Origin of the sequence: Erwinia sp. AnSW2-5, assembly GCF_045107195.1 — a bacterium.
In the GTDB taxonomy this organism is placed as follows: domain Bacteria; phylum Pseudomonadota; class Gammaproteobacteria; order Enterobacterales; family Enterobacteriaceae; genus Erwinia.
The window spans coordinates 229,264-251,751 of sequence record NZ_JBJGXA010000001.1 but is presented as its reverse complement, the minus strand read 5'-3'; the positions used below and the strand labels follow the sequence as shown (position 1 = coordinate 251,751).

23 protein-coding genes are annotated in these 22,488 nt (G+C 53.5%); 7 read left to right on the top strand and 16 right to left on the bottom strand.

The genetic code is table 11. The features are described 5' to 3' along the window. Window positions 1-161: 161 nt before the first annotated feature. From rpoH to ftsY, 4 genes are all read right to left on the bottom strand, one after another. On the bottom strand, window positions 162-1,016 hold the full coding sequence (gene rpoH, locus ACFL9S_RS01080) for an RNA polymerase sigma factor RpoH (protein ID WP_339454665.1): 855 nt from the start codon (window positions 1,014-1,016) through the stop codon (window positions 162-164). Window positions 1,017-1,311: 295 nt separating this feature from the next. Then, on the bottom strand, window positions 1,312-2,304 hold the full coding sequence (ftsX, locus tag ACFL9S_RS01075; protein WP_405259790.1) for a permease-like cell division protein FtsX: 993 nt from the start codon (window positions 2,302-2,304) through the stop codon (window positions 1,312-1,314). Further along, window positions 2,294-2,962 (bottom strand): cell division ATP-binding protein FtsE, encoded by a 669-nt coding sequence (ftsE, locus tag ACFL9S_RS01070; protein ID WP_133846607.1) that lies wholly within the window; start codon window positions 2,960-2,962, stop codon window positions 2,294-2,296. The genes ftsX and ftsE overlap by 11 nt, the downstream gene beginning before the upstream one ends. Before the next feature lie 6 nt (window positions 2,963-2,968). Next, window positions 2,969-4,258 (bottom strand): signal recognition particle-docking protein FtsY, encoded by a 1,290-nt coding sequence (ftsY, locus tag ACFL9S_RS01065; RefSeq protein WP_405259787.1) that lies wholly within the window; start codon window positions 4,256-4,258, stop codon window positions 2,969-2,971. Window positions 4,259-4,432: 174 nt separating this feature from the next. Here ftsY and rsmD point away from each other — a divergent pair, with 174 nt between their 5' ends. Both rsmD and ACFL9S_RS01055 read left to right on the top strand, forming a co-directional pair. Then, window positions 4,433-5,038 carry a 16S rRNA (guanine(966)-N(2))-methyltransferase gene (rsmD, locus tag ACFL9S_RS01060; protein ID WP_405259786.1) on the top strand — a complete coding sequence of 202 codons (606 nt, stop codon included), beginning with the start codon at window positions 4,433-4,435 and terminating at the stop codon, window positions 5,036-5,038. Beyond that, window positions 5,028-5,297: a DUF1145 family protein gene (locus ACFL9S_RS01055; protein WP_405259784.1), complete on the top strand. Its 270-nt coding sequence runs from the start codon at window positions 5,028-5,030 to the stop codon at window positions 5,295-5,297. Before rsmD ends, ACFL9S_RS01055 begins: the two co-directional genes overlap by 11 nt. A 62-nt stretch (window positions 5,298-5,359) precedes the next feature. On the opposite strand, the gene ACFL9S_RS01050 is transcribed toward ACFL9S_RS01055, so the two are convergent. Next, window positions 5,360-5,719, bottom strand: coding sequence for a DUF2500 domain-containing protein (locus tag ACFL9S_RS01050; RefSeq protein ID WP_405259782.1), 360 nt, complete (start codon window positions 5,717-5,719; stop codon window positions 5,360-5,362). 150 nt (window positions 5,720-5,869) lie between these two features. On the opposite strand from ACFL9S_RS01050, the gene ACFL9S_RS01045 reads away from it, so the two are divergent. Both ACFL9S_RS01045 and ACFL9S_RS01040 read left to right on the top strand, forming a co-directional pair. Further along, on the top strand, window positions 5,870-6,496 hold the full coding sequence (locus tag ACFL9S_RS01045; RefSeq protein ID WP_405259780.1) for a lysoplasmalogenase: 627 nt from the start codon (window positions 5,870-5,872) through the stop codon (window positions 6,494-6,496). A 92-nt stretch (window positions 6,497-6,588) separates the two neighbouring features. Beyond that, window positions 6,589-8,856: a zinc/cadmium/mercury/lead-transporting ATPase gene (locus tag ACFL9S_RS01040; RefSeq protein ID WP_405259779.1), complete on the top strand. Its 2,268-nt coding sequence runs from the start codon at window positions 6,589-6,591 to the stop codon at window positions 8,854-8,856. A 91-nt stretch (window positions 8,857-8,947) separates the two neighbouring features. Here the strand turns inward: ACFL9S_RS01040 and ACFL9S_RS01035 are convergent, their stop codons facing one another. The 7 genes from ACFL9S_RS01035 to ACFL9S_RS01005 all read right to left on the bottom strand — a co-directional run bounded on the left by ACFL9S_RS01035 (window position 8,948) and on the right by ACFL9S_RS01005 (window position 15,441). Next, window positions 8,948-9,511 (bottom strand): fimbrial protein, encoded by a 564-nt coding sequence (locus ACFL9S_RS01035; protein WP_405259776.1) that lies wholly within the window; start codon window positions 9,509-9,511, stop codon window positions 8,948-8,950. 32 nt (window positions 9,512-9,543) lie between these two features. Beyond that, window positions 9,544-10,266 (bottom strand): hypothetical protein, encoded by a 723-nt coding sequence (locus ACFL9S_RS01030; protein WP_405259774.1) that lies wholly within the window; start codon window positions 10,264-10,266, stop codon window positions 9,544-9,546. Further along, window positions 10,259-10,768: a fimbrial protein gene (locus ACFL9S_RS01025; protein ID WP_405259772.1), complete on the bottom strand. Its 510-nt coding sequence runs from the start codon at window positions 10,766-10,768 to the stop codon at window positions 10,259-10,261. Before ACFL9S_RS01025 ends, ACFL9S_RS01030 begins: the two co-directional genes overlap by 8 nt. A gap of 8 nt (window positions 10,769-10,776) precedes the next feature. Next, window positions 10,777-11,274 carry a fimbrial protein gene (locus ACFL9S_RS01020; RefSeq protein WP_405259771.1) on the bottom strand — a complete coding sequence of 166 codons (498 nt, stop codon included), beginning with the start codon at window positions 11,272-11,274 and terminating at the stop codon, window positions 10,777-10,779. A 59-nt stretch (window positions 11,275-11,333) separates the two neighbouring features. After that, a complete protein-coding gene (locus ACFL9S_RS01015; RefSeq protein WP_405259946.1) occupies window positions 11,334-12,104 on the bottom strand; it encodes a fimbria/pilus periplasmic chaperone in 771 nt (256 codons plus the stop codon). A gap of 25 nt (window positions 12,105-12,129) precedes the next feature. After that, window positions 12,130-14,667, bottom strand: a complete 2,538-nt coding sequence (locus ACFL9S_RS01010; RefSeq protein WP_405259769.1) for an outer membrane usher protein — start codon at window positions 14,665-14,667, stop codon at window positions 12,130-12,132. A gap of 240 nt (window positions 14,668-14,907) precedes the next feature. Next, the gene (locus ACFL9S_RS01005; protein ID WP_405259768.1) at window positions 14,908-15,441 is read right to left on the bottom strand and encodes a fimbrial protein; all 534 of its coding nucleotides are present in this window, start codon (window positions 15,439-15,441) and stop codon (window positions 14,908-14,910) included. A gap of 567 nt (window positions 15,442-16,008) precedes the next feature. Between ACFL9S_RS01005 and ACFL9S_RS01000 the strand changes: the two genes are divergently transcribed. After that, on the top strand, window positions 16,009-17,520 hold the full coding sequence (locus ACFL9S_RS01000) for an O-antigen ligase family protein (protein ID WP_405259767.1): 1,512 nt from the start codon (window positions 16,009-16,011) through the stop codon (window positions 17,518-17,520). Between the two features lie 67 nt (window positions 17,521-17,587). Here ACFL9S_RS01000 and tusA read toward each other — a convergent pair whose 3' ends face one another. Further along, window positions 17,588-17,833 carry a sulfurtransferase TusA gene (gene tusA, locus ACFL9S_RS00995; protein WP_405259766.1) on the bottom strand — a complete coding sequence of 82 codons (246 nt, stop codon included), beginning with the start codon at window positions 17,831-17,833 and terminating at the stop codon, window positions 17,588-17,590. A gap of 206 nt (window positions 17,834-18,039) precedes the next feature. Here tusA and ACFL9S_RS00990 point away from each other — a divergent pair, with 206 nt between their 5' ends. Further along, window positions 18,040-18,705, top strand: coding sequence for a 7-cyano-7-deazaguanine/7-aminomethyl-7-deazaguanine transporter (locus ACFL9S_RS00990; RefSeq protein ID WP_405259765.1), 666 nt, complete (start codon window positions 18,040-18,042; stop codon window positions 18,703-18,705). Between the two features lie 166 nt (window positions 18,706-18,871). Next, complete coding sequence (locus ACFL9S_RS00985) at window positions 18,872-19,432, top strand: DcrB family lipoprotein (protein ID WP_405259763.1); 561 nt, start codon at window positions 18,872-18,874, stop codon at window positions 19,430-19,432. A gap of 57 nt (window positions 19,433-19,489) precedes the next feature. Here ACFL9S_RS00985 and iolE read toward each other — a convergent pair whose 3' ends face one another. From iolE to ACFL9S_RS00970, 3 genes are all read right to left on the bottom strand, one after another. Next, window positions 19,490-20,386, bottom strand: coding sequence for a myo-inosose-2 dehydratase (iolE, locus tag ACFL9S_RS00980; RefSeq protein WP_405259762.1), 897 nt, complete (start codon window positions 20,384-20,386; stop codon window positions 19,490-19,492). 44 nt (window positions 20,387-20,430) lie between these two features. Further along, window positions 20,431-21,315 carry a sugar phosphate isomerase/epimerase family protein gene (locus tag ACFL9S_RS00975; protein ID WP_405259759.1) on the bottom strand — a complete coding sequence of 295 codons (885 nt, stop codon included), beginning with the start codon at window positions 21,313-21,315 and terminating at the stop codon, window positions 20,431-20,433. A 91-nt stretch (window positions 21,316-21,406) separates the two neighbouring features. Beyond that, complete coding sequence (locus tag ACFL9S_RS00970; RefSeq protein ID WP_405259758.1) at window positions 21,407-22,420, bottom strand: Gfo/Idh/MocA family protein; 1,014 nt, start codon at window positions 22,418-22,420, stop codon at window positions 21,407-21,409. Window positions 22,421-22,488: the final 68 nt, after the last annotated feature.

Below are 22,488 nucleotides of genomic sequence, written 5' to 3'. Positions count from 1 at the left end.
TTTCATTCCGGGCTGTAGAACAAAATTGCTTTTTGCTCAGGGTTAAAACGTTCACTTTACGTCAGCGGCGGGGAAATTTCTTGTTTTGCACGGCAGCAGAAAACAAAAAACCGCCCCGAAAGGCGGTTTTTAACGTCAGGGCCAACAGGCCGAAGGGGCTATCAGGCTTCAATCGCCAGACGCAGTTTCTTCATCGCGTTCTTTTCAAGCTGACGCACACGCTCTGCAGAAACGCCGTACTGATCGGCCAGCTCCTGCAGGGTGGTTTTGTTGTCATCATCCAGCCAGCGTGCGCGGATAATATGCTGGCTACGTTCGTCCAGGCCCAGCATCGCATCACTCAGTTTATCCGCTGCGTGATCGTCCCAGTTATCTTCCTCAATACCGTTGGCAAAGTCAGAAGACTTATCCTGCAGGTAGAGCATCGGCGCCATGGAACGCCCTTCGCCTTCGTCGTCCGGCGTTGGGTCAAAGGTCATGTCCTGCGCAGCCATGCGCGATTCCATTTCCAGCACATCTTTGCTGCTGACGCCCAGTTCACGCGCCACCATTTCGACTTCTTCCTGGTTGAACCAGCCCAAACGCTGCTTGGCTTTACGCAGGTTAAAGAACAGCTTACGTTGTGCTTTGGTGGTGGCAACTTTCACAATACGCCAGTTACGCAGCACGTATTCATGAATTTCAGCTTTGATCCAATGCACCGCAAAGGACACCAGGCGCACACCCACTTCCGGGTTAAAACGACGCACGGCTTTCATCAGGCCGATGTTACCTTCCTGGATTAAGTCTGCCTGCGGCAGGCCATAGCCAGAATAGTTACGAGCAACATGAACGACAAAGCGCAGGTGAGAAAGGATCAGCGTTTTAGCTGCTTCCAGATCGCCCTGGTAATGCAGCTGTTCAGCCAACGCTTTTTCCTCTTCTGCCGTCAGCATAGGCCAGGCATTAGCTGCCCGGATGTATGCATCCAGGTTGCCTAAGGGAGCAATAGCTAAATTTTGCATTTCTTTGGTCATTCAAATCCTCTCTGTGTTAAGCGTGGTAACAGCGCCAGTCCCTGACGCGCTGACTACACTACGCGAATTGCCGATAAAAATCGAAAGCAATCTGTGCGAAGCTTTTGGTCTAAATCTGCATACTGAGACACTAAAGTTATCCACAAGTTCCATCAGGTTAGTGGGTACTTTACACACAACATGCGGTGCATGAGAGAAACAGGATCGCAGGGGGAAGTGACAGGTTGATGAACTTCCTCTGCGGTAAACTCTCACGCAGCAGAGGAAGATTATATCAAAAAAACGTGTAAAGGGGTTACTGAGGCGTAAATCGGCGTAAATGTTGTACCGTCGCCAGCCATGCGGCTATCCAGCCGATCATTGCGGCAATCAATAACAGCAGCAGGCTTTCATCCCACGCCAGACCGTGCAACCCAAACGTGGTGCCAAATACGGAAGCCACCTGCGTGACTACCGACTCCAGCCTCAGCACCAGCACTTCAGACAGCACTAACGACAGCAGCGCACCACAGAAGCCCAACAGCGCACCGCCGTAAAGGAAAGGCCGCAGAATAAAGCCATCGGTGGCTCCGATCAGCTTTTGCACATTAATGGTGTCACGCCGGGCAAAGATGCTGAGGCGTACGCTGTTACCGATCACCAGGAACACCGCCGCAATCATCAGAATGCCGATCATTGATGCAACCTGCCCTACCAGCCCGGTCAGCGCCGCAAGACGGGCAAACCAGCTGTCATCCATCTTCACTTCATCAATACCCTGCACTTTCGACACGCGCTCGCGCAGGTTATCCATAGTGGATGAGTTCTGGAAATTCAGCTTCGGCGTAATGATCGCTACGGCGGGCAGCGGGTTCTGTTCCAGCATGTCCATTGCGCCGCCAAAACCAGACCAGTTACGAAACTCGCCCAGCGCCTCTTCGCGTGACAGATAATTAACCTTGTCGACGCCCTCTTCTTTTTTCAGCTGAGCCACCACATTTTCGGCAGCGTCATTGTCCAGCGTTTTGCTCAGATAAACGGTCAACTGCGGGGCGGGATACCACTGATCCGCCGCCTGACTGACGTTTTTCCAGACCATATAGCAGACACTGGGCAGCGTCAGAGAAATGGCGATCACCATGACCGTCAGCAGCGTGGCCAGCGGCTGGCGCCACATATCGGAGAGCGAGCCATGCATCGCATAACGCCACTGCTCCTGCCATCCGCCTTTCAGCGCTTTGCTTTTGGATTGCACCTTCTGCTTCACCGCTTTGGCTGCTGCCGGGCGGGGATTGCGTTTATTCGCCACGATGACCTCCGTGCAAACGTCCCTGGTTGAGTGTCATCAGTCGATACTGACGGCTGCCAATCAGCCCCATATCATGGGTGGCCATCAGAACGGTGACCCCCACACGGTTAAACTCTTCAAACAGGCGCAGAATATCTTCTGACAGTGCCTCATCAAGGTTACCGGTTGGTTCATCCGCCAGCAGTACGGCGGGCTTGTTGACCACCGCACGGGCGATGCCAACACGCTGTTGTTCACCGCCAGACAACTGAATCGGGAAACTTTTTGCTTTGTCGAGCAGGCCGACTTTATCCAGTGCGGCTGAAACGCGTCGGCGAATATCTTCACCGCTGGCTCCGCTGATAATCAGAGGGATCGCCACGTTGTCATACACCGAGCGATCCATCAGCAGATGGTGATCCTGAAAGATCATACCGATCTGCCGACGCAGAAACGGCACTTCACGGCTTTTCAGACGGCTGATGTCGTGGCCGCCAAACCAGATATGCCCGGCGCTCGGGCGCTCAATGCCACAGATCAGCTTCAGCAAGGTACTTTTCCCCGCCCCGGAATGTCCGGTCAGAAACGCCATTTCACCAGGACGCAGATGAAAATCTACCCCCTGCAGCGCTTGCCGACCGCCGAGATAAGCCTTACTGACTTCTTCAAAGCGAATCATCCTAATTTAATCCTCTCGGGCAAAAAGTGCCTCTATAAAATCGTCAGCCTTAAACGTTCGTAAATCTTCAATACCTTCACCAACGCCGATGTAGCGAATCGGAATGTTGAACTGATCTGCCACCGAGAAGATCACCCCACCTTTCGCTGTACCGTCCAGCTTGGTCAGGGTAATCCCGGTCAGGCCGACGGCCTCGTGGAACAGTTTAGTCTGGCTGATGGCATTCTGGCCGGTGCTGGCATCAATGGTCAGCATCACCTCATGCGGTGCCTGGTCGTCGAGCTTCTTCATCACGCGGGTGATTTTTTTCAGCTCTTCCATCAGGTGCGATTTATTCTGTAAACGCCCGGCCGTATCAGCGATCAACACGTCAACGTGGCGCGCCTTCGCTGCCTGAATGGCATCGAAGATCACCGAAGCGGAATCCGCACCCGTATGCTGCGCCACCACAGGAATATTGTTGCGTTCGCCCCACACCTGCAACTGCTCAACGGCAGCGGCACGGAAGGTATCGCCTGCGGCCAACATCACGGATTTACCTTCCGCCTGGAACTGACGTGCAAGCTTGCCGATGGTGGTGGTTTTACCCACGCCATTGACACCGACCATCAGAATAACAAACGGCGTTTTACCCGTGACATCCAGCGGTGCTTCAACCTTTGCAAGGATCTCAGCCATTTCGCTTTTCAGCAGGCCGTACAGCGCTTCGGCATCACGTAACTGCTTACGACTGGCCTGCGCCGTCAGGCTGGCAATAATGCGACGCGTGGTATCCACGCCAACGTCCGCAATCAGCAACTGCTCTTCCAGCTCTTCAAACAGATCGTCATCAATTTTTTTGCCACGGAACAGGCCGATAAAACCAGAACCCAGGTTTTCACGGGTTTTGACCAGGCTGCGCTTCAGACGCGCAAAGAAGCCTTCTTTGGTCGGACGAACCTGCTCCACCAGCGGCTGAGATTCTTCTTCCACGACCTCAGCGGCCAGCGCAGCAGCTTCCGCTTCTGCACGGGCAGCGGCTTCCGCTTCTGCACGGGCAGCGGCTTCCGCTTCTGCACGGGCAGCGGCTTCCGCTTCTGCACGGGCAGCGGCTTCCGCTTCTGCGTGGGCAGCCACTTCAGCTTCTGCGTCGTGAGCGTTTTCAGGGGCGGCAGAGTCGGCGACAGGAGGCACTTCCGCTGGCGTATCGGCAGAGGGCTGCGGTGGTAACGTTTCTTTTACTTCTTCCTGTGGCGTCTGTTCTTCACGCCCCAGACCAAGCCAGGAAAAAAAGCCACGTTTTTTATTCTTTGCCATGGTGCAACCACACTCCTCGCGGGAAAACCGTTCCGGTTCCGGTACGAAAATTAATCTGTTAATTAATCTCTTAGTCTAACACTTTCTGCCAAGCGCATCACAGCACCCTTTTTACGTTTCCTCCGCCCGGTTAGCCCGTTAAACTGTGCAACAAATTATTAAGAGTTCAGCAAGATGAATAAGAAACCCCGCAGCGGCGCAGCAGGACAAATACGTATTATTGGTGGGCAGTGGCGCGGTCGTAAGCTGCCGGTTCCCGACAGCGCGGGCCTTCGCCCGACCACTGACCGGGTACGCGAAACCCTGTTCAACTGGCTGGCCGCTGATATTCAGCAGGCAAAATGCCTCGACTGCTATGCGGGGAGCGGCGCGCTCGGCCTGGAAGCGCTGTCACGCCACGCCGCCAGTGCAACGCTGCTGGAGCTGGAGCGCCCGGTCGCCCAGCAGCTGGAAAAAAACCTTGCGACCCTCGGGGCGAAGAGCGGGCGCGTGGTCAATACCAACACGCTGCAATTTCTGGCGCAAAAAGGGGATGAGCACCACCTGGTGTTTATCGACCCGCCGTTTCGTAAGGGACTGCTGGAGCAAACCACCCAGTTACTGGAGAGCAACGGCTGGCTGAGTGATGGCGCGCTGGTGTATGTTGAAAGTGAAGTGGAGCACGGCATCCCGCCCGTTCCGGTAAACTGGCAGATTCACCGCGAGAAGATTGCGGGTCAGGTAGCCTATCGGCTCTATATCCGTCACAGCACTGATAAGGAGATTTCCAATGCTGATTAATGCAGGCCGCGTGCTGATGCTGTTTGTCTGGGCCTTTTTACTGCTTAACGTAATACACCCGTTCCCGAAGCCGCTGACGTACTTTGTTAACGTTGCCCTGTTCTTCATGGTGATCATGCATGGGCTGCAACTGGTGCTGATGCGCACCACTCAGCCGAAAGGCGCAGAAAAACTGAGCGGCCTGATGCAGGCTAAAGTGTTTTTCTTTGGTGTATTTGAGCTGCTGGCCTGGCAGAAGAAGAATTTTCCTAAGCAGTAATTCAGCGCATCTCCATCAGACCTGAAATCTGTGTGCCGGAAAGATCATTTTCCGGCATGGCATCAGGGCGCGGTCTCGGGCACGAAGCTGACAAAGCGCGAACCTTTGACCTTCAGCTCACCTTTACTGCCCTTGTCCATCTGATAATAGTCCCCGGCATGCAACTCCAGCTTAAAATCGCCCGCCCCATTTAACGGATGGAACCAGGCCTCATAACGCATATCCTCTACCGGAATATGTTCGCGCTGACGTGAACGGCGGTTCGGTGCCGGGTATTCCCGCTTGGATTTCACTTCCACCACCAGAGCGCGTACCGGCGAAGCATCGTTCACCGCGACTTCACGCCGCTGCTTAATAAACTGGCGCGTCGCTAAGATGGCGATCACGGCCAGTACGATAAAAAAGATCAGAGGGGGCTTCATGTTTTCTTCATCCTCCTGAAGGTAAAAAGGGGTGTGTGCATCGCGTGCGCAACAGGATACAACCGGAGACCTCTCATTGTCACATCACCTCCCCTTCACCTAGACTGGGTAAAGTTGCGTCACTTTCATCTATAACAACAGGGACAATTTATGATTTGGTCATTCCTTGCGGTTCTTTTTTCCGGCTGGCTGTATGTTGATGCTTCCTATCGTGGCCCACAGTGGCAGCGCTGGGTATTTAAACCCGTCACCATGTTGTTGCTGCTGGCCTGGGCGTGGCAGGCTCCGGTGTTGGCAACCACGGACTACCTGATTCTGCTGGGCGTACTGGCAACGCTGGTTGGCGATGCGCTCACGTTACTGCCCACCAAACGCATGCTGTATGCCATCGGTGCTTTCTTCCTGTCGCACCTGCTTTATACCCTCTACTTCGCCAGCCAGATGACGCTCAGTGTGTTCTGGCCCATTCCGTTAGTGCTGCTGGTCATCGGTGGCGTGGTGATCGCGACGATATGGAGCCGTCTGGACGAACTACGCTGGCCGATCTGTACCTTTTTCGGTATGGCGCTGCTGATGGTCTGGCTGGCGATGGAACGTTATTTTGTTCTGCCATCCGAAGAGGCCTTAACCCTGATGGCCGGAGCAATATTGCTGCTGCTGGGTAACATCGTCTGGTTATTCAGCCATTACCGTCGCCGCTTTAGTGCGGACAGTGCAATTATCGCCGCCTGCTATTTTGGCGGTCACTTTATGATCGTGCGCGCCCTGTGGTTGTAACCTGCACTAATGCTTGACTCTGGAGTGTACTCCAGAGTGTAAGATAGGTTTCGACGGGCATTGGTGCCCGCCGAGATCGGTCAGGAGGCGTTATGCAACAGCACTCTTCATGTGGTTGTGGTCATCACCACGCCAGCAAGCAGCCCGGATGCAGCACCCGTCCGCGTTCCGTTATTCAAAAAATCACCTCCGTCAACGCAGCCAGCGTTGATGCGCCCTGTTGTGAAGATAAAGCCTGCAGCTCGGGGAGCGACCCCGACGATGAGGGCGACAGGCTCGCAGGTACATTAAGCTTCAGCTGGCAGGTGGTGGGGATGGACTGCCCGGCCTGCGCGCGCAAGGTGGAAACCGCCGTAAAGCAACTGCCTCAGGTCACGACGGCACGCGTGGTGTTTTCCAGCGAAAAACTGCGGGTCGATGCCAACAGCGATATCCGTGATGACGTTGAACGGGCAGTGGCTCAAGTGGGCTTTCAACTGCAACGCAGCGATACCCCGGCAGCCCCAAAAGCCGAACAGAGTTTCTGGCAGGAGAACGTTAGCCTGATTCTGCTGGCTGTCATGATGGCCGTCAGCGCACTGCTGACCAGCCTGAATCATCCGGCGGGTACGCTGGCCTTTACCCTGACCACGCTGGTTGGCGTCTGGCCGATTGGCCGCAGCGCCCTGCGCCTGATGCGCAGCGGGTCACCCTTCAGCATTGAAACCCTGATGACCGTTGCGGCTCTCGGCGCTCTGTTTATCGGTGCGACCGCAGAGGCGGCGATGGTGCTGCTGCTGTTTATGCTGGGAGAGCGGCTGGAGTCTTTTGCCGCCGGACGTGCACGCAAAGGCGTTACCGCGCTGATGGCACTGAAGCCCGATACGGCGCTACGCCTGCGATCGGGTCTGCGTGAAAACGTGGCGGTGAACGCATTACGCCCCGGAGATGTGATTGAAGTGGCCGCGGGCGCCCGGTTACCCACCGATGCAAAGCTGCTCAGTGCTTTTGCCAGCTTTGATGAAAGTGCGCTCACCGGGGAGTCAGTGCCGGTTGAACGCCAGAAAAATGAGATCATCGCCGCAGGCTGCCTGAGCGTGGATCGTCTGGTGCAGCTGGAAGTGGTGTCCGAACCCGGCAAAAGTGCCATTGACCGCATTCTGCATCTGATTGAAGAAGCTGAAGAGCGGCGCGCGCCGATTGAACGCTTCCTCGACCGCTTCAGCCGTCTCTACACCCCGGCTATTATTGCACTGTCGCTGGCAGTGGTGCTGATACCGCCCCTGCTCATGGGCGCTGCATGGCAGCCGTGGATCTATAAAGGTTTAACGCTGCTGCTGATCGGCTGCCCGTGCGCGCTGGTGATTTCCACCCCGGCGGCGATCACCTCCGGGCTGGCTGCTGCGGCACGCCGTGGCGCACTGATTAAAGGCGGCGCGGCGCTGGAGAACCTGGGCAGCGTACGTACCATCGCCTTTGATAAAACCGGCACGCTGACCGAAGGCAAGCCGCAGATCACTTCTCTTCTGCCACTGGCCGCACTGGATGAGGAGCAGTTACTGGCGACGGCTGCCGCCATCGAGCAGGGTTCCTCCCACCCGCTGGCGCTGGCGATTGTGGCGGCGGCGACAGCCCGACAGCTGACAATACCCGAAGCCGAATCACAACGCGCTCTGGCGGGCATCGGCGTAGAAGCGATAGTAAGTGGTCGCTTACTTTCTATCTGCGCACCGTCAAAACTGCCTGAAGCGTTACTGGCACCACAGCGTGACCACGTGGAAGCCCTGGAAAACGCGGGTAATACCGTGGTGCTGATGCATGATGGCCAGCAGCTGCTGGGGATCATCGCGCTGCGCGATACGCTGCGTGCCGATGCCAGAGCCGCACTGGACGAATTGAAGTCGCTGGGTATCCAGGCCTTGATGCTGACGGGCGATAATCCGCGTGCAGCGGCGGCCATCGCCGCTGAGCTGAATATTGACTACCGCGCAGGCCTGTTACCGGAAGATAAAGTCGCGGCGATAGGCCAGCTGAACCAGCAGCAGCCGGTGGCGATGGTCGGTGACGGCATTAACGATGCCCCAGCGATGAAAGCCGCCACCATCGGTATTGCGATGGGTAGCGGCAGCGATGTCGCGCTGGAAACCGCCGATGCGGCGCTGACCCATAACCGGCTCAATGGCCTGGCCACGATGATCCGCCTGTCGCGCGCCACACACGCGAATATCCGCCAGAATGTGGCGCTGGCACTGGGGCTGAAAGGCCTGTTCCTGGTGACGACGTTACTGGGGATAACGGGGTTGTGGCTGGCGGTGCTGGCGGATTCAGGGGCGACAGCGTTAGTAACCGCTAACGCACTGCGGCTGTTACGGCAACGTTAATACCCTGACAGTTTCAGCAATCGAAGGATAGCCCTGGGGCGGCTCAAGCCGCTGTCCCAGGGGTTAAGCAGGCAACGATAGCGTTCTGGCCTTACTCATATTCCAGGTTAAAGGTAGCGGTAGCGCTAAACGATCCACGCTCAATTTTCTGGCTGGCGATCGCCTCAGGCTCGCCCTGCACATACGCCTTCAGCGCGATCACATTACTCCCCTTCTGCAAACGATATTTATTGCTGGTTGCATTCAGCGGCAACGCTTTAGCCTCCGCCGTTTCCAGACCCACGGCGATCCCCTTTGCCTGACTACTGCTGTCAATCGCCAGTAAACCTGGCAAAATGCTGTTTTCTACGCCATGGAACGTCACGGCCACCATATTACCCAGTGACAGGTCGCACCCTTGCAGATGGATGGCAAAAGACTGCCCAGGCGTACGGCTATTCTGATACAACATCTTGTCGATCACTGAGCTAAAATCCAGGTGGATATCTTCGTCGCCCGGCTGCACCACGCACGGCTCTGCGACCAGCGCGCCGTAAAGACGAACGTTATTTTCCCCGGTAGCGAAAACCGATGCACTCAACAGCAGCGCCAGCGCGGTAAAAAGCCAGCGTTTGAGAGTGAGTGTGTAAAGATAATACCCTGTCCTTCGTTTCATCCCGGGACCCTTATCGCTCATGAAAACAGGTTTTATTGCCAGCTGAAAATTATCACGGCATCGCCCGTTTTATAACCTAAACTATTGCCGGTTTTTTCCAGGGCAAAACGAACATTAAAATTAGCGGGGCGATTGACATCCACGGATACACTGTGGTTTTTTTTATTGTCAGGAAAATAATAATTCACCTCAGCATCACCCAGCTTAACCGTATCTTTTGAAAGACTTACTTTGACATCAGCAGATGCATTACACGATATTTTAATCTCAGAGTTAATATCTTTTACATCCCCTAATATCACATTCCCAAATGAAACATTTGCAGGATAAGTAATCGCACACTCAGCAGATCCCGGTGGTGAAGGAACATTTGTCGATATCAACCATATTTTATCAGGAGTAAAGCTACAAAATACATCTGCCGTCCAGTTAGGACGATTATCAGCAAAGACTGCTCTTTTGCTCGCATAAATACCATTACTGAGCTTATTATTTATAAAATTTGCCGCGCCGATAGCATTATCAGGACAATATTCACCATTCAAAGTATACGAATAATAACTGTTCCCTGACTCATGAACTGTTAAATAAAAGTCACCCCAAGAATGCCCCTTTCTCTCTTCAAGCATATTAGCATTTACTTTCCCATAAATCATATAACCGCCTGCACCCACCCTTTTGAATGTTAATGAATTACAGATACCATCAAAAGAAGAAAGCAGCAAAACTGTTAACAAAAAAAAACGTTTAGTCATAAATTACCTGTAGAGATGCGGTGGCAGAAAAATCTCCCGCCAGAGGTCTTTTAACATTACTGACAACGGGCCTGGCATAAATCAATGGCAGCGAGGGGTATTTAAATAACACCGCACGATTTATTGGGTTACGTTTATTATTGATAATAAATTCTACACCAAGATCGGATGTATTTGTTGCCAGTACTTCCGAGTCAAAATCAGCGCCAGCCCCCTGAACCACCAGGTTATAATTGCCACCTCTCTCACATTTCAGACTAAATGTGACCGGAACCAATTTGTAGTCCCCTCTGCCAATGTGCGATATTTTCACATCAGAGCCGAAATTAACGTCGATGGGTTTATTATCGTTAACGACACAGACTGGTGCAACAATCGTAACATCAAAAAGTATCAATGACTCTTGTGAAGCCTCAGCAAATGGAGCCATTAACAGCATCAATAATAAGCGCAAGTCTCGCTTCACCGGACGCAAACCCGGCTGGCATATCCCTTCTCTCATCCTGAACCTCACTGATAATCTGCCCGCAGCGTGGCCCAGGCCTCAAAGGCGCCTTCCGTCAGCGTTGCCCCCGTACGCTTCACCGGCACAGCCTCAAGAAGCGGCGGGTTGGCCAGATCAATCTCCAGCGTACTGTTTGGTGCTACCGGTTTATCACCCTGGTAGATGCGGATACCAAGATCATCCTTATCGGTTTTCAGCGCGACGCTATCAAATGTCGCCACATTGCCGCTCAGGCTTAGCGTCAGCTGCCAGTCATTATGGTTAGTTTCACAGCTGATCTGGTAGTTGAGCTTCTGGCGGTAATTGACCCCATCTACCTTATTGATCCCCAAACGTTCACCGAAGTTGACATCCACTTGATTGCCGTCGTTAATACTGCATGCTGGCGTTTCGATCAGCGTGCCGCGAAAGGTCATCTCTGCCTCGCCTTTCTTCGCCTGTAACGCAGCTTTGCCTGCCAGCCATCCGCAGGAAAACAGCAGAACCTTCATCAGTGTGGTCATACGCTATTCCCGTTACTACTCATCCATTTTTATTACCACAACCGTTCACCAGTGCCCACTCAATCGCCTTGCTTCTCCGGCACCACCGCACAGCTGTTACCCTTGCAGTGGAAACTCAGCGTTGGCCGACCACCGTAGTCATTGATGTAGGTCAGCACCGGGCTGGTCCCGATGTTCGCAACACTGACATCCAGCAACAGGCTGTCTTTTGGTGGCACCATCAGCGCCTGAAAACCTTTCACCCCCGGTATGCCTTTCTTACTTCCTGCATCAACAATCGTTACGTAGTAAGGCGTCGGGTTATTCACCAGGTACTTTTCACCCTGTCTGGTCAGCGTCAACTGCTCCTGCGGCGGCGGCGCACTCGGATCTATCGCTATTCCCGTCGGGCGGTAAAACAGCTTGATCCGCGTCTGCAACACAATTTGCAGCGTGTTCGGTTTGCTGCTTTTCGGGGGAATTTCCCGCAGGTTGAAGTAGTAAATCGATTCCTTATCCTGCGCCAGGTGCATCGCTGCCGGCAGCGCCTGAATCTTCACCTGGCTTGGTTTCCCTGGCTCAATACGCTGTATCGGTGGCAGCACGATAAGCGGGCTGTGAATTTTCTTACCCTGCACATCCTCAATCCAGCCCTGCGCCAGATAGGGCAGCTGCTTATTCTGGTTGCTAATGCTCAGGCTTATCGACTTCTGGCTACCGTCGAATACCACTCGGGTGCGATCCAGGGCAATGGCGGCCTGCGCCTGCTGGACAACCGGCGCCCCCAGAAGAACAGCCATTGCCGCTGACATCAGGAACTTGCCTGGTGCAACGGAAAAATTGACGATCATGTTTTTCATTGGTGCGCTCTCTGTCTCATTCATCTTTAGTGCTGGCTGTGCGCTGCGAATAACACGGCAGCAGCAAGGTATTCATCAACATGTCAGGCGGCAGCGGTGCCGGCATCCTCACCTCGCACTGCGCTTCGCCATTCCAGTTGACGCTCATGTATTCTCCGGCATTGATGCCGCTCAGGTAGACGCTGCCCCCCTCGCTGACGATACCGGTCTGTTTTTTGCCCCTGTTCATGACCGTCGCGCCAAACGGCGGTTCACTGCCGTCGGCCAGGCGGATCATCGCGATCGCCTTCTCACCGGCAATCACTTCGAACTTACGATAGCCAATAGCGCCTTCGGTCAAGGTGGCTTGCACCACCGAGCTGGTCGCTTCTGCGGTGTCGCTCAGCTTGTTCAGATCAATGCTCGCCTCATTGCGGTAATAGCTATTGACGTCACCAATGACCGCCTTACCCCAGGCGTTGGTACGGCTGGAGCTACCATAGCCGCGCACCGGTACACCCGCCACGCCGCTGGTATCAATCAGCATGCGAGTACCGCCCGCGATACCTGAACGATGGGCCGCGCCGCCTTCCGCTGTCAGTGTCACTCCGCCTTGTGCGGAGATACCAACAGCGCTGTAACTTCCCTGCTGATAGCTGGCGTTCGCCGTCATGTTCGCCGCATCGCCATCATGGCTGTAATAGCCGCTAATATTGCCTCCGCGGCGTGAAGTCCCTGCGTTCAGCTGATAGTGGTTTTTGTCGTCAACCTGTCGGTAGTAGCCCACCCGGTGTGCAATGTCGCCGCGACTGGCTGTAGTGTTATAACTGACTGTCGCCCGCTCACCCCATGGCAGTGACAGTGACAAATAAGCTCCGTCATCTTTACTGCCATTGTATTCATTGCGATACGCCGACACTGACAGGCTCAGATTGCGTAACCAGCCAACGTCGAAATAGCGTGACATCGTCAGGCTGTAGCGGTCGTTAGCAGACTGGTCCCAGTAAGTCTGGTGGCTGTAGTTAGCGTACGCACTCAATCCCCAGTCACGAAAATGCTTATTTACGGTGAGGGTGTACATCTGCTTGCCATTACCGCTACGGCTACCGTAATAACGCGCATCCAGGTATTCATTCATGCTCATAAATTCCTGCTGCGAGAAACGGTAACCGGCAAAGGTGACCTGGCTGTCGTACTCGTCGAAGTTTTTCGAGTAACTCAGACGATATGACCCACCGCCCAGCGTCCCCTCTGTTTGCGGCAATCGCGCCTGTGATTGGGTGGCATCGAACGACAGCGCACCGAACAGCAGCAAGTCACGACCGATTCCCAGTGATAACGCGTTATAATCACCGCCCGTCAGCAAGCCACCGTACAGTGACCAGCCGTTGCTGACCCCCCAAGAGAACTCACCGTTGCCAAACAACGAACCGCGAGTGCGATGCTGATAGTCTGAAGGCCTGCCCACTGCCACCTTGAAGCGCACACTCCCGGGCCGTGTCAGATAGGGAATATTGGCGGTGCTCATTACAAATTCCTGCACGCTGCCATCCTGCTCCTCGATCCGTACGTTGAGATCACCGCTGACCGCATTGTTAATATCCTGAATGCGGAAAGGGCCAGCGGCCACGGTGGTTTCATACAGAATGCGGTCCTGCTGGCTGACAATCACTCTGGCGTTGGTTTTCGCCATTCCCACCACTTCCGGTGCATAACCGCGCAGATTGGGCGGCAGCATGCTGTCGTCCGATATCAGACTCGCCCCGATAAAGTGGAAGCTGTCGAACATGCCGGAATCCAGATAGCTTTCCCCAAGCGTCAGCTTCGAACGCAGCGACGGTACGGCACGGTAGGCGTAATAACGATCCCAGCTCAGTTGTTGCTCTGTGGGCTGTCCCGACCCGGTCTCATGATGCAATCTGGCCTGCCAGTCGGCACGCAACCGCCAGCCGCCCAGGTTAATGCCGGTAGTACCGTTACCGTTAAGACTGTAGCCCCGCGTCCTCTGTTGCAGCTGTTGCTGGCTCCGCACGTTAACGTTGTAATCCAGCAGAATCCCTGGAATACCGGCATCCCAGCGCGATGGCGGGTCCCAGTCCTCTGCACTGTACTCAAGAAAATTTTGCGGAATACTCAGGTATAATGCGTTAGTCGCCAGATCGCCGCGCACTTCCATGCCCGGTATACTGTCCTCGTCGAGGCATTCGCCACCGTGCCACCACTGAAGTTCCTTCAGCGCACCCTCTTTGAACCCCAATTTATTCACCAGCGCTCTGCTGATACAGGCCTGGCTCCCCTTCGGATCATCCTCTGGTGCATGAAATTCAATCGGCTGTTCCGGCAGATCATTTTTATTCACATACACCATCATGCTGTAGGCACCCGGCATGATGTAGCCGCCACGGGAAAACTGGCTCAGGTCGATGTTCTCGCTGTCATTCACGTCCAGCACATCAGTATTGAACTGAATCTCCTCTGCCACACATTCCCCGGATATCAGCGTACCCAGCGCAAGGGAGACATATAAGTTCAATATTTTGAGTCGAGCCCGTTTTCCGGTCGATGACAATTTCATTCCCTGGCCTTATCATTTTCATTCCGTGACCAACTCAACCAGCGGATATACTTATCAATATTCCAACCATAAATGTGCCAAACAATAATAATCATCAGGCTTCTTACAAAAGCCATAGGGTAATTATCGTGAATTTTTATTATCTTTCAGGTCAGATCGTCTGAAAAAGGCATGCAGGGATCCCGCATGCACAGGCACGCCTTTATTTAAAAAAACAAAGGAGAATTGGGAATAAATCTATTAATTGTACGCCAGGGTGAAATCGGCCACGGCCTGGAAGTCACCTTCAGTAATAGTCGCTGATGCACCGTCACCCTGCATGTAGGCAGCGAATCTCAGCGTATTTCCGCCGTCACCCAGCGGTTGCGCTGGCGTTGGCGTACCCAGTTTAATCAACTCACCATTTGACTCGGTAAGCGCAATACTGGCTCCTTTCGCCTGGCCAGTAATGCCCAACAGACCTTTATTCTCTAATGACTCCTTACCAGTGAAGGTGACTTCCACTTTGTTTTTCGTTGCTGGATCACCGAATGAACAGTTCTCCAGTTTGATATCAAAGTTGCGCGGTGCAGACTTACCACTATTTTTCAGTGCGGCATTAGCAATCTGCCCCAGCTCAACGGTCTGGTCAACAGAGTCAGGTGCGATTGAACACGGAGCATCAATGATAGAACCGGAAAAAGTAATTTTACCGTGCCCCTGATCAGCAGCATTAACCATCGGCACTAAGCCGAAAACCATGGCCGCAGCCAGAATTTTTTTATTAAATTTCATGATTTAAACTTCCCAAATATAAATGATTGCAAAAAGGCTATGCAGTTCAGAAAGAACAGGGACCTGAAATGTATAAAAAAACCACAACACTAATATGATTGAATAATTTTATTAGAAGGAAAAACATGCACAGGTCCTTGTGCCGAAGGCGATGATGTCAAATAAAATCATTTTCAGGAAGAGATTTTTCTTATAAAGATTACAATAAAGATTTTAACCTCGCGAATTAAAACTGCTTAGCATAAAAACGAAACATTAAAACGCAAAAAACACAATCGCGACATAAAAAACTAAAGCACTAGAAATAAGAGAATTATTGAATTTAAAAAGTAAAAAAACCACATAAACAACTGGTATCATTACTAAAATCGCGCACCTGAAGCGGTAAACCTGTTGCACAGTGCAGCACCATAAAATAAGTAAAAAGGAAACACGTTGGTTTTTTATATTAATGCGCTGACAACCTGTGCCGTGTCTCTAGGGATGCTTATATTCTGGTTTTGGCGTACCACAAATACACGCAGCCTCACGATCACTCGCGCCCTTACCTGCTTCACCGCCGGAATAATGGTGCTCGCGGTGCCGCTGGCGTACACCACAGACGTTCGCTTTGCGCACGCCGCCTGGCGCATTGCGACGGTTATCAGTGGACTCGCGCTATTCTTTTCGTTGCTACAACTTCGCTGGTGTCGCGGTACCCTGCTGGTGGCAGTTTACGGCGGATTGCTCCTTATCACCGTTGAGGCTGTCATTGCCACACAGCAACTGCTTCGCCCCCTCAGTGCCTGGGTGCCGATGTACAGCGGTCGAATCTATGGCACCTTCTTTCAACCCAACGTACTCGCCAGCTTTCTGGCTACCGGTATTGCCCTGAGCCTGGCCTTACTGCTGTTACCCAGTCTGGCCCTGTCTCAACCACGATATGAACGCCTGCGACAGGCCAGCCTTCATCTGTTACTCCTGGGGCTGTCAGCATTGTTGGTATGCATTCAGTCGCGCGCGGGCTGGCTGGGCGGTGTGGCGGCGACCCTGATCCTTTTGCGCTTTGGCCGACTCAATACTCTGCGCACTACCGCCGCTATAGCCGCTGTGGTCGCCGGAGTGATACTGGGGGCTAGCTGGCTGTATTCAGGCCAGTCGTTGCTTCCGCTGACTGACCACACCTTCAGCAATCAGGCTCGCTGGACCATGCTGCGCGACACGCTGGCAATGATTGCCGACAAACCCTGGCTGGGCTGGGGATATGGCGGGTTTGAGTATGACTTCCAGCATTTTCGCCTGAATCAATCCCCTCCCGTTTCCATCGTCGAAATCGCCCGCCATCCCCATAACGAAATATTGTTTTGGGTCGTTGAAGGCGGCTTGATAACGCTGGTCGGCGTCATATTGATTTTATATGGCCTGTGGACCCTCGTCCGCCAGGCCATCAGGCGGGATCGCCTGGCGCTGGCGTCTGACGGTCGCCTGGCTGGGGTGCCGACGGCGCTGTGTATCATCGCCCTGCCTATGGCTATCCATACCCAGCTGGAGTTTCCGTTTTATCTTTCAACGTTGCATTTTGTCGTCTTTCTGCTGCTGCTCGCCGCGGCAGATCGCCTCAGTGAGGGGGCCATTCACAGCCATCCTCTGCCAACCGGATGTCACCCCCTTCTGCCGGGTGTGATGGCGGCTATGGCACTCAGCATTGCCCTGCTGGCCGGCTTTGCCATCCGTGGGCAGCAAGTACTGAGGGAAGTGGAAAGTTTCGCTATGGAAGATGTCACGCCATTAAAAACGTTACCACCACTGTCACGCCTGATACTTCAGGAGCGCATTACCTTTGATGAACAAGTGGGCGGTCTGATGAGATATAACCACACGCAAGATGAATACCTGCTGGAAGATTATCGCGACTGGGCGCAAGACTATTTGCAACGGCGTATCGATAAGAACGTTTACGCCAGTCTGATTCAGGTGTTACATCACCAGAAGCAGCACGACACTGCCGGGCGTTATCGACGGGAAGCCGCCCTGCTTTTTCCTCAAGATGCGCGCTTTGCTTCAGCCGCAGAGACGGAGCCTGGTGGCTACGGAGGGTGATCAAGGCTCATGAGTCAGGCTGGCCGTCTGTCGCGGTCAGCCTGTACGAACAGCGATGGGGGGATCCCTACATTCCTTTCTTTAGCAAAAACTGGTAAGGCAGGACATCGGTGTTCTGTGCCACCAGCGTATGCTCCATAAAACGGCAGAAACCCGGGATATCGCGCGTGGTAGCCGGGTCATCAGCGATAATCAACAGGGTTTCACCGTCCTGCATATGGCGCACGGTCTTGCGCACCATCATCACCGGTTCCGGGCAGCGCAGGCCCAGCGCATCAAGGGTCTGGTCGGGATTGGCGAAAAGGTCGCTCATGATATTCTCAGTAATTATGTAACGGACGGCGCCTATTTTAGCGCCAGTCGGTGCGCGTGCAAGGATTGCCTGCAACGATAACGTTTGCGCTAAAATTAACCATTGCATTAGCAGGTCAAAACGGTAATATGCCGCGAATTCGCCTGAGCGAAACACAGACAAATTTTCATGGGTTCCCTCACCCCAATCTAAAAAGGCTTACAACAATGATCGCTTTTTCTACGCGTCAGCGCACCCACGCGCTGGTCTGGCTGTCCCTTTTCCATTTGCTGGTGATCACCTCCAGTAACTATCTGGTACAGCTACCGGTGGCATTCTTTGGCCTGCACACCACCTGGGGCGCTTTCAGCTTCCCGTTTATCTTCCTGGCGACTGACCTGACGGTACGGATTTTCGGTGCCCCACTGGCACGACGCATTATCCTCGCTGTGATGATCCCGGCTCTGTTTATCTCCTACACCATTTCCGCCCTGTTTTATCAGGGTGAATGGCAGGGCCTTGCGGCGCTGAAAGAGATGAATCTGTTTGTTGCCCGCATCGCCTGCGCCAGCTTTATGGCCTATGCGCTCGGCCAGATCCTCGATATCCACGTGTTCAACCGCCTGCGCCAGAAAGCCGCATGGTGGGTGGCTCCGGCGGCGGCGATGTTCCTCGGTAATATCAGTGATACCCTGGCCTTCTTCTTTATCGCCTTCTATAAAAGCCCGGACCCGTTTATGGCGACGAACTGGGTTGAGATCGCGCTGGTGGATTACAGCTTCAAGGTCCTTATCTGCATGGTGTTCTTCCTGCCTGCGTACGGCGTCCTGCTGAATGCCGCGTTGAAACGATTAGCAGAGAAATCCAATAGCACCCGCGTCAACTTCGGTTAATCTGCATTCAATAATCATTACTTAAATCATTACTTACCCCAGTCATTCAAGCTGCAGCCAACACAGCTGCGGCCTGAAGTATGAAGGGTAGAAGTTGCTTTTAGCCGCTGAATACGATTCTATGAATGCCTGAAAACTCTACGCGACTAATGTGAAAGGAACCCTGATGCGTAACTTACTGAAATATGCCGGAATCGCGCTGCTGGTAGCTGGACTGACTGCCTGTGATGGCAAGAAAGACGAGAAAGCCGCCGCCGATGACAATGGCGTCAGCAGCAGTCAGTCCAATCAGAATGTCACTCTGATGGATGGCAAACTGAGCTTCACTCTGCCGGCAGGTATGTCTGATAAGAGCGGTAAGCTCGGTACTCAGGCGAACAATATGCACGTCTATGCGGATGAGTCAGGCCAGAAAGCGATCATCGTGATTGATGGTGAGAGCACTAACGAAGGGCTGGATGTGCTGGCAGGCCGTCTGGAAGCGCAGCAGCGTAACCGCGATGCACAGCTTCAGGTAGTGACCAACAAAGCGATTACCGTGAAAGGCCAGCCGTTACAGCAGCTGGATACCGTGATCTCTGCCAATAACCAGTCTTCATGGTCTTCTGTGGTTCTGGGTAAAGTCGATAATAAGCTGCTGACACTGCAGATCACACTGCCAGCGGAAAACCAGCAGCAGGCGCAGACCGAAGCCGAAAGCATTATCAGCACCATTCAGCTGAAATAATCTGATGGCGTAAAAAAGCCCCCCGCGCCTCTGGCGCGGGGGGCTTTTTATTGGCAGTTACAGCCCGGCATGTTCGCGAATATACTTGCGTGCTTTTACCGCATACTCGAACGGGTTAGCCAGCGCGGGGTCCTGCTCCGCTTCCACCACCATCCAGCCTTTGTAGCCGAAATCGTCGAGAATTTTAAACACCGGATCAAAATCAATCACGCCATCACCCGGAACGGTGAAGGTGCCTTTCTTCACGCCATCCAGGAATGACAGCTTCTCGCTTTTCACCTGTGCCACAATCTCATCACGCACGTCTTTCAGGTGCACGTGGTTAATGCGCGGCAGATATTTGGTCAGGATAGCCAGCATAGCTTCCTGAGACCCTTCAGAGTAGTAAGCGTGGCCCGTATCGAACAACAGATAAACATCATCGTTGGTCTCAGCCATAAAGCGATCCACCTCGGCGGTAGTCTGAATACCGGTGCCCATATGGTGATGCAGACCGACGGTCATGCCCTTCTCAGCGGCCAGTTTCGCCAGCTCGTTATAACCTTCTACGGTCAAACGCCACTGTTCGTCGGTGAAGTGAGGCTTCTCTTCCAGTACCGCTTTGGTGGTACCCTGGATGCTCAGGCTCTGCTCTGAACAGCCAATGACTTTTGCCCCCATCGCATGCAGAAAATCACGATGGTTGATGAATTCATCAATGGTTTTGGCTTTATCGCCGTTGGCAAAGAAGGTGCTGAACCAGGCATTGACGATCTCGATGCCACGGATGTCTAGCATCGGCTTCAGCACAGCCGGATCGCGCGGGTACTTGCTGCCCACTTCACTGCCGGTAAAACCGGCCAGCGCCATTTCACTGACGATCTGCTGGAAGGTGTTCTCGCTACCCAGCTCAGGCATGTCATCGTTGGTCCAGCCGATCGGTGCAATAGCCAGTTTGACGTTATCTTTGTTCATGGTATTACCTCAGAGATTCACCGGGCGGCCACCGCCGCCCTGCTTTATTTTCTCAGCAGTTCACGCTCGATCAGTTCGCGCGTTTCCACTGCCTGACGATTCATTTTTTCCGGGTAGCCGAACAGTGAAGCGGCAATAATGGACTCGCCACCCACTTTGAACGTACGGTTAGCAAAGTCCATATCACGCAGCGTCTGGAACAACGTCTGGAAATCGACTTCCCCTTCGCCCACACCCACATGCTGGTGAATCGTGGCGTCAACGCCAGGCGGGTTCACAATATAGCGGCAGTGTTTGGTGTGGTTCATGGTGTCGGCGATCAGCACGTGTGACAGGTCAATACTGGAATATTCCAGCATGCTTTTCACATCCCCTTTCCCTTTGTCGTAGAAGAAAGTGTGCGGCGCGCTGTACAGATACTTGACGTTCTCACTGCGGAACGATTTCACCATGTCGGCGGTTTCGTTGCTCTCTTCGCAGAAATCCCACGGATGGGACTGGATTTCGATGCGAATACCTTCACGTTCGACGATAGGCAGCAGCTCTTCCATTGAGCGATAGAACATCTCTTCGCAAATTTCAGGCTCGTTCGGGTTACCCGAAAGCTCGGTATTAATTACCTGCACACCGGTTTCAACCGCGATTTCAATCATGCGTTTCCAGTTTCTGACGGCGGCCTGACGGCGCGCTTCGTCCGGACCGGACCAGCGGTACACAACGATATAAGAGGAGATTTCCAGCCCGGTCTCACGCAGCGCGTTTTTATACTCGGTGATGATTTCACGGCTGGCTTTTGGATGTTTATAGAACGGGTTGATCTGCGGATGCGGGGACTGCTCAATATATTTGTAGCCCCAGTCAGCCACCTGGTGAACCATTTTTGTGATGCCCAAATCTCGAATGACATCTACATCAAAGGCAATTTTCATCAGAATCTCCGTGATAAATCAGTACGCTGTTTTACGGTGATCCCCCGTCATTTCGACGGGGGTTAAGCGCGTCCGGGTGATAACCTAACAATCAGTTATTGTAGAAAGCCGGGCGCTGCGGCAGTTCCACCGGCTCAATCGCACCGCTTTCCTGCGCTTTCAGGCAGGCATCGGCAGCGACAGAAGCAGCATAGCCGTCCCAGGCGGATGGCCCGGTCAGCTTGCCTGCGGTGGCATCGTTAATAAATGCCTGCAATTCAACATCGTAGGCATCAATGAAACGATCTTTCCAGTCAGTAAGGATAGATGTAGATAGCTTAGCGTCTTTACGCATTTGTACGGCAGACGGCTCTGGCAGTTTGGCGATACCTTCTTCACCCACCACTTCACACTGAATGTCGTAACCGTAGGCACAGTTCACGAAGATCTCCACATCGATGCGAATGCCCTTACGGGTTTCAAACAGCACCACCTGCGGGTCACGCAGCTTACCGTGAGTTTTCGACGTCGAACGTGGGAACACCACCTGTACCGATTTGTAATCATCTTCGGTCAGCCAGCGCAGCACATCCAGTTCGTGGATCAGCGTGTTGGTGATCGCCATGTCAGTGGTGTAGTTTTCCGGCACGGTCGGGTTACGGTGCGCGCAGTGCAGCATCAGTGGCTCACCGATTTCACCTTTGGTGATCACGTCTTTCAGCGCACGATAGCCGCTGTCGTAGGGGCGCATAAAGCCAACCTGCACCAGGCGTTTACCAAATTTGATTTCAGCATCAACGATGCGACGGCAACCTTCCGCGCTCATCGCCAGTGGTTTTTCGCAGAATACCGGCTTACCGGCTTCAATCGCCGCCAGGGTGAACTCTTCGTGCGTCGGGTCCCAGGAGGTCACCAGCACGGCATCAACGTTCGGTGATTTCACCACGTCGTGGCCGTTAGCAAACACTTCCGCTTCGATACCAATGCGTGCCAGGGCCGCTTTGGCACCGTCCACGTTGATATCAGAAACAGCCACCACCTGCGCACCCTGCAGCACTTTGCTGCAACGACGAATGTGTTCCTGGCCGATAGCGCCCGTTCCGATAACACCTAATTTTAAAGTCATGGTCTTTCCTTACGAGTAGGGGGGTAAGAGCGGGCTAACTGACTTGAGTTAACGCCCGTTTAATAAAA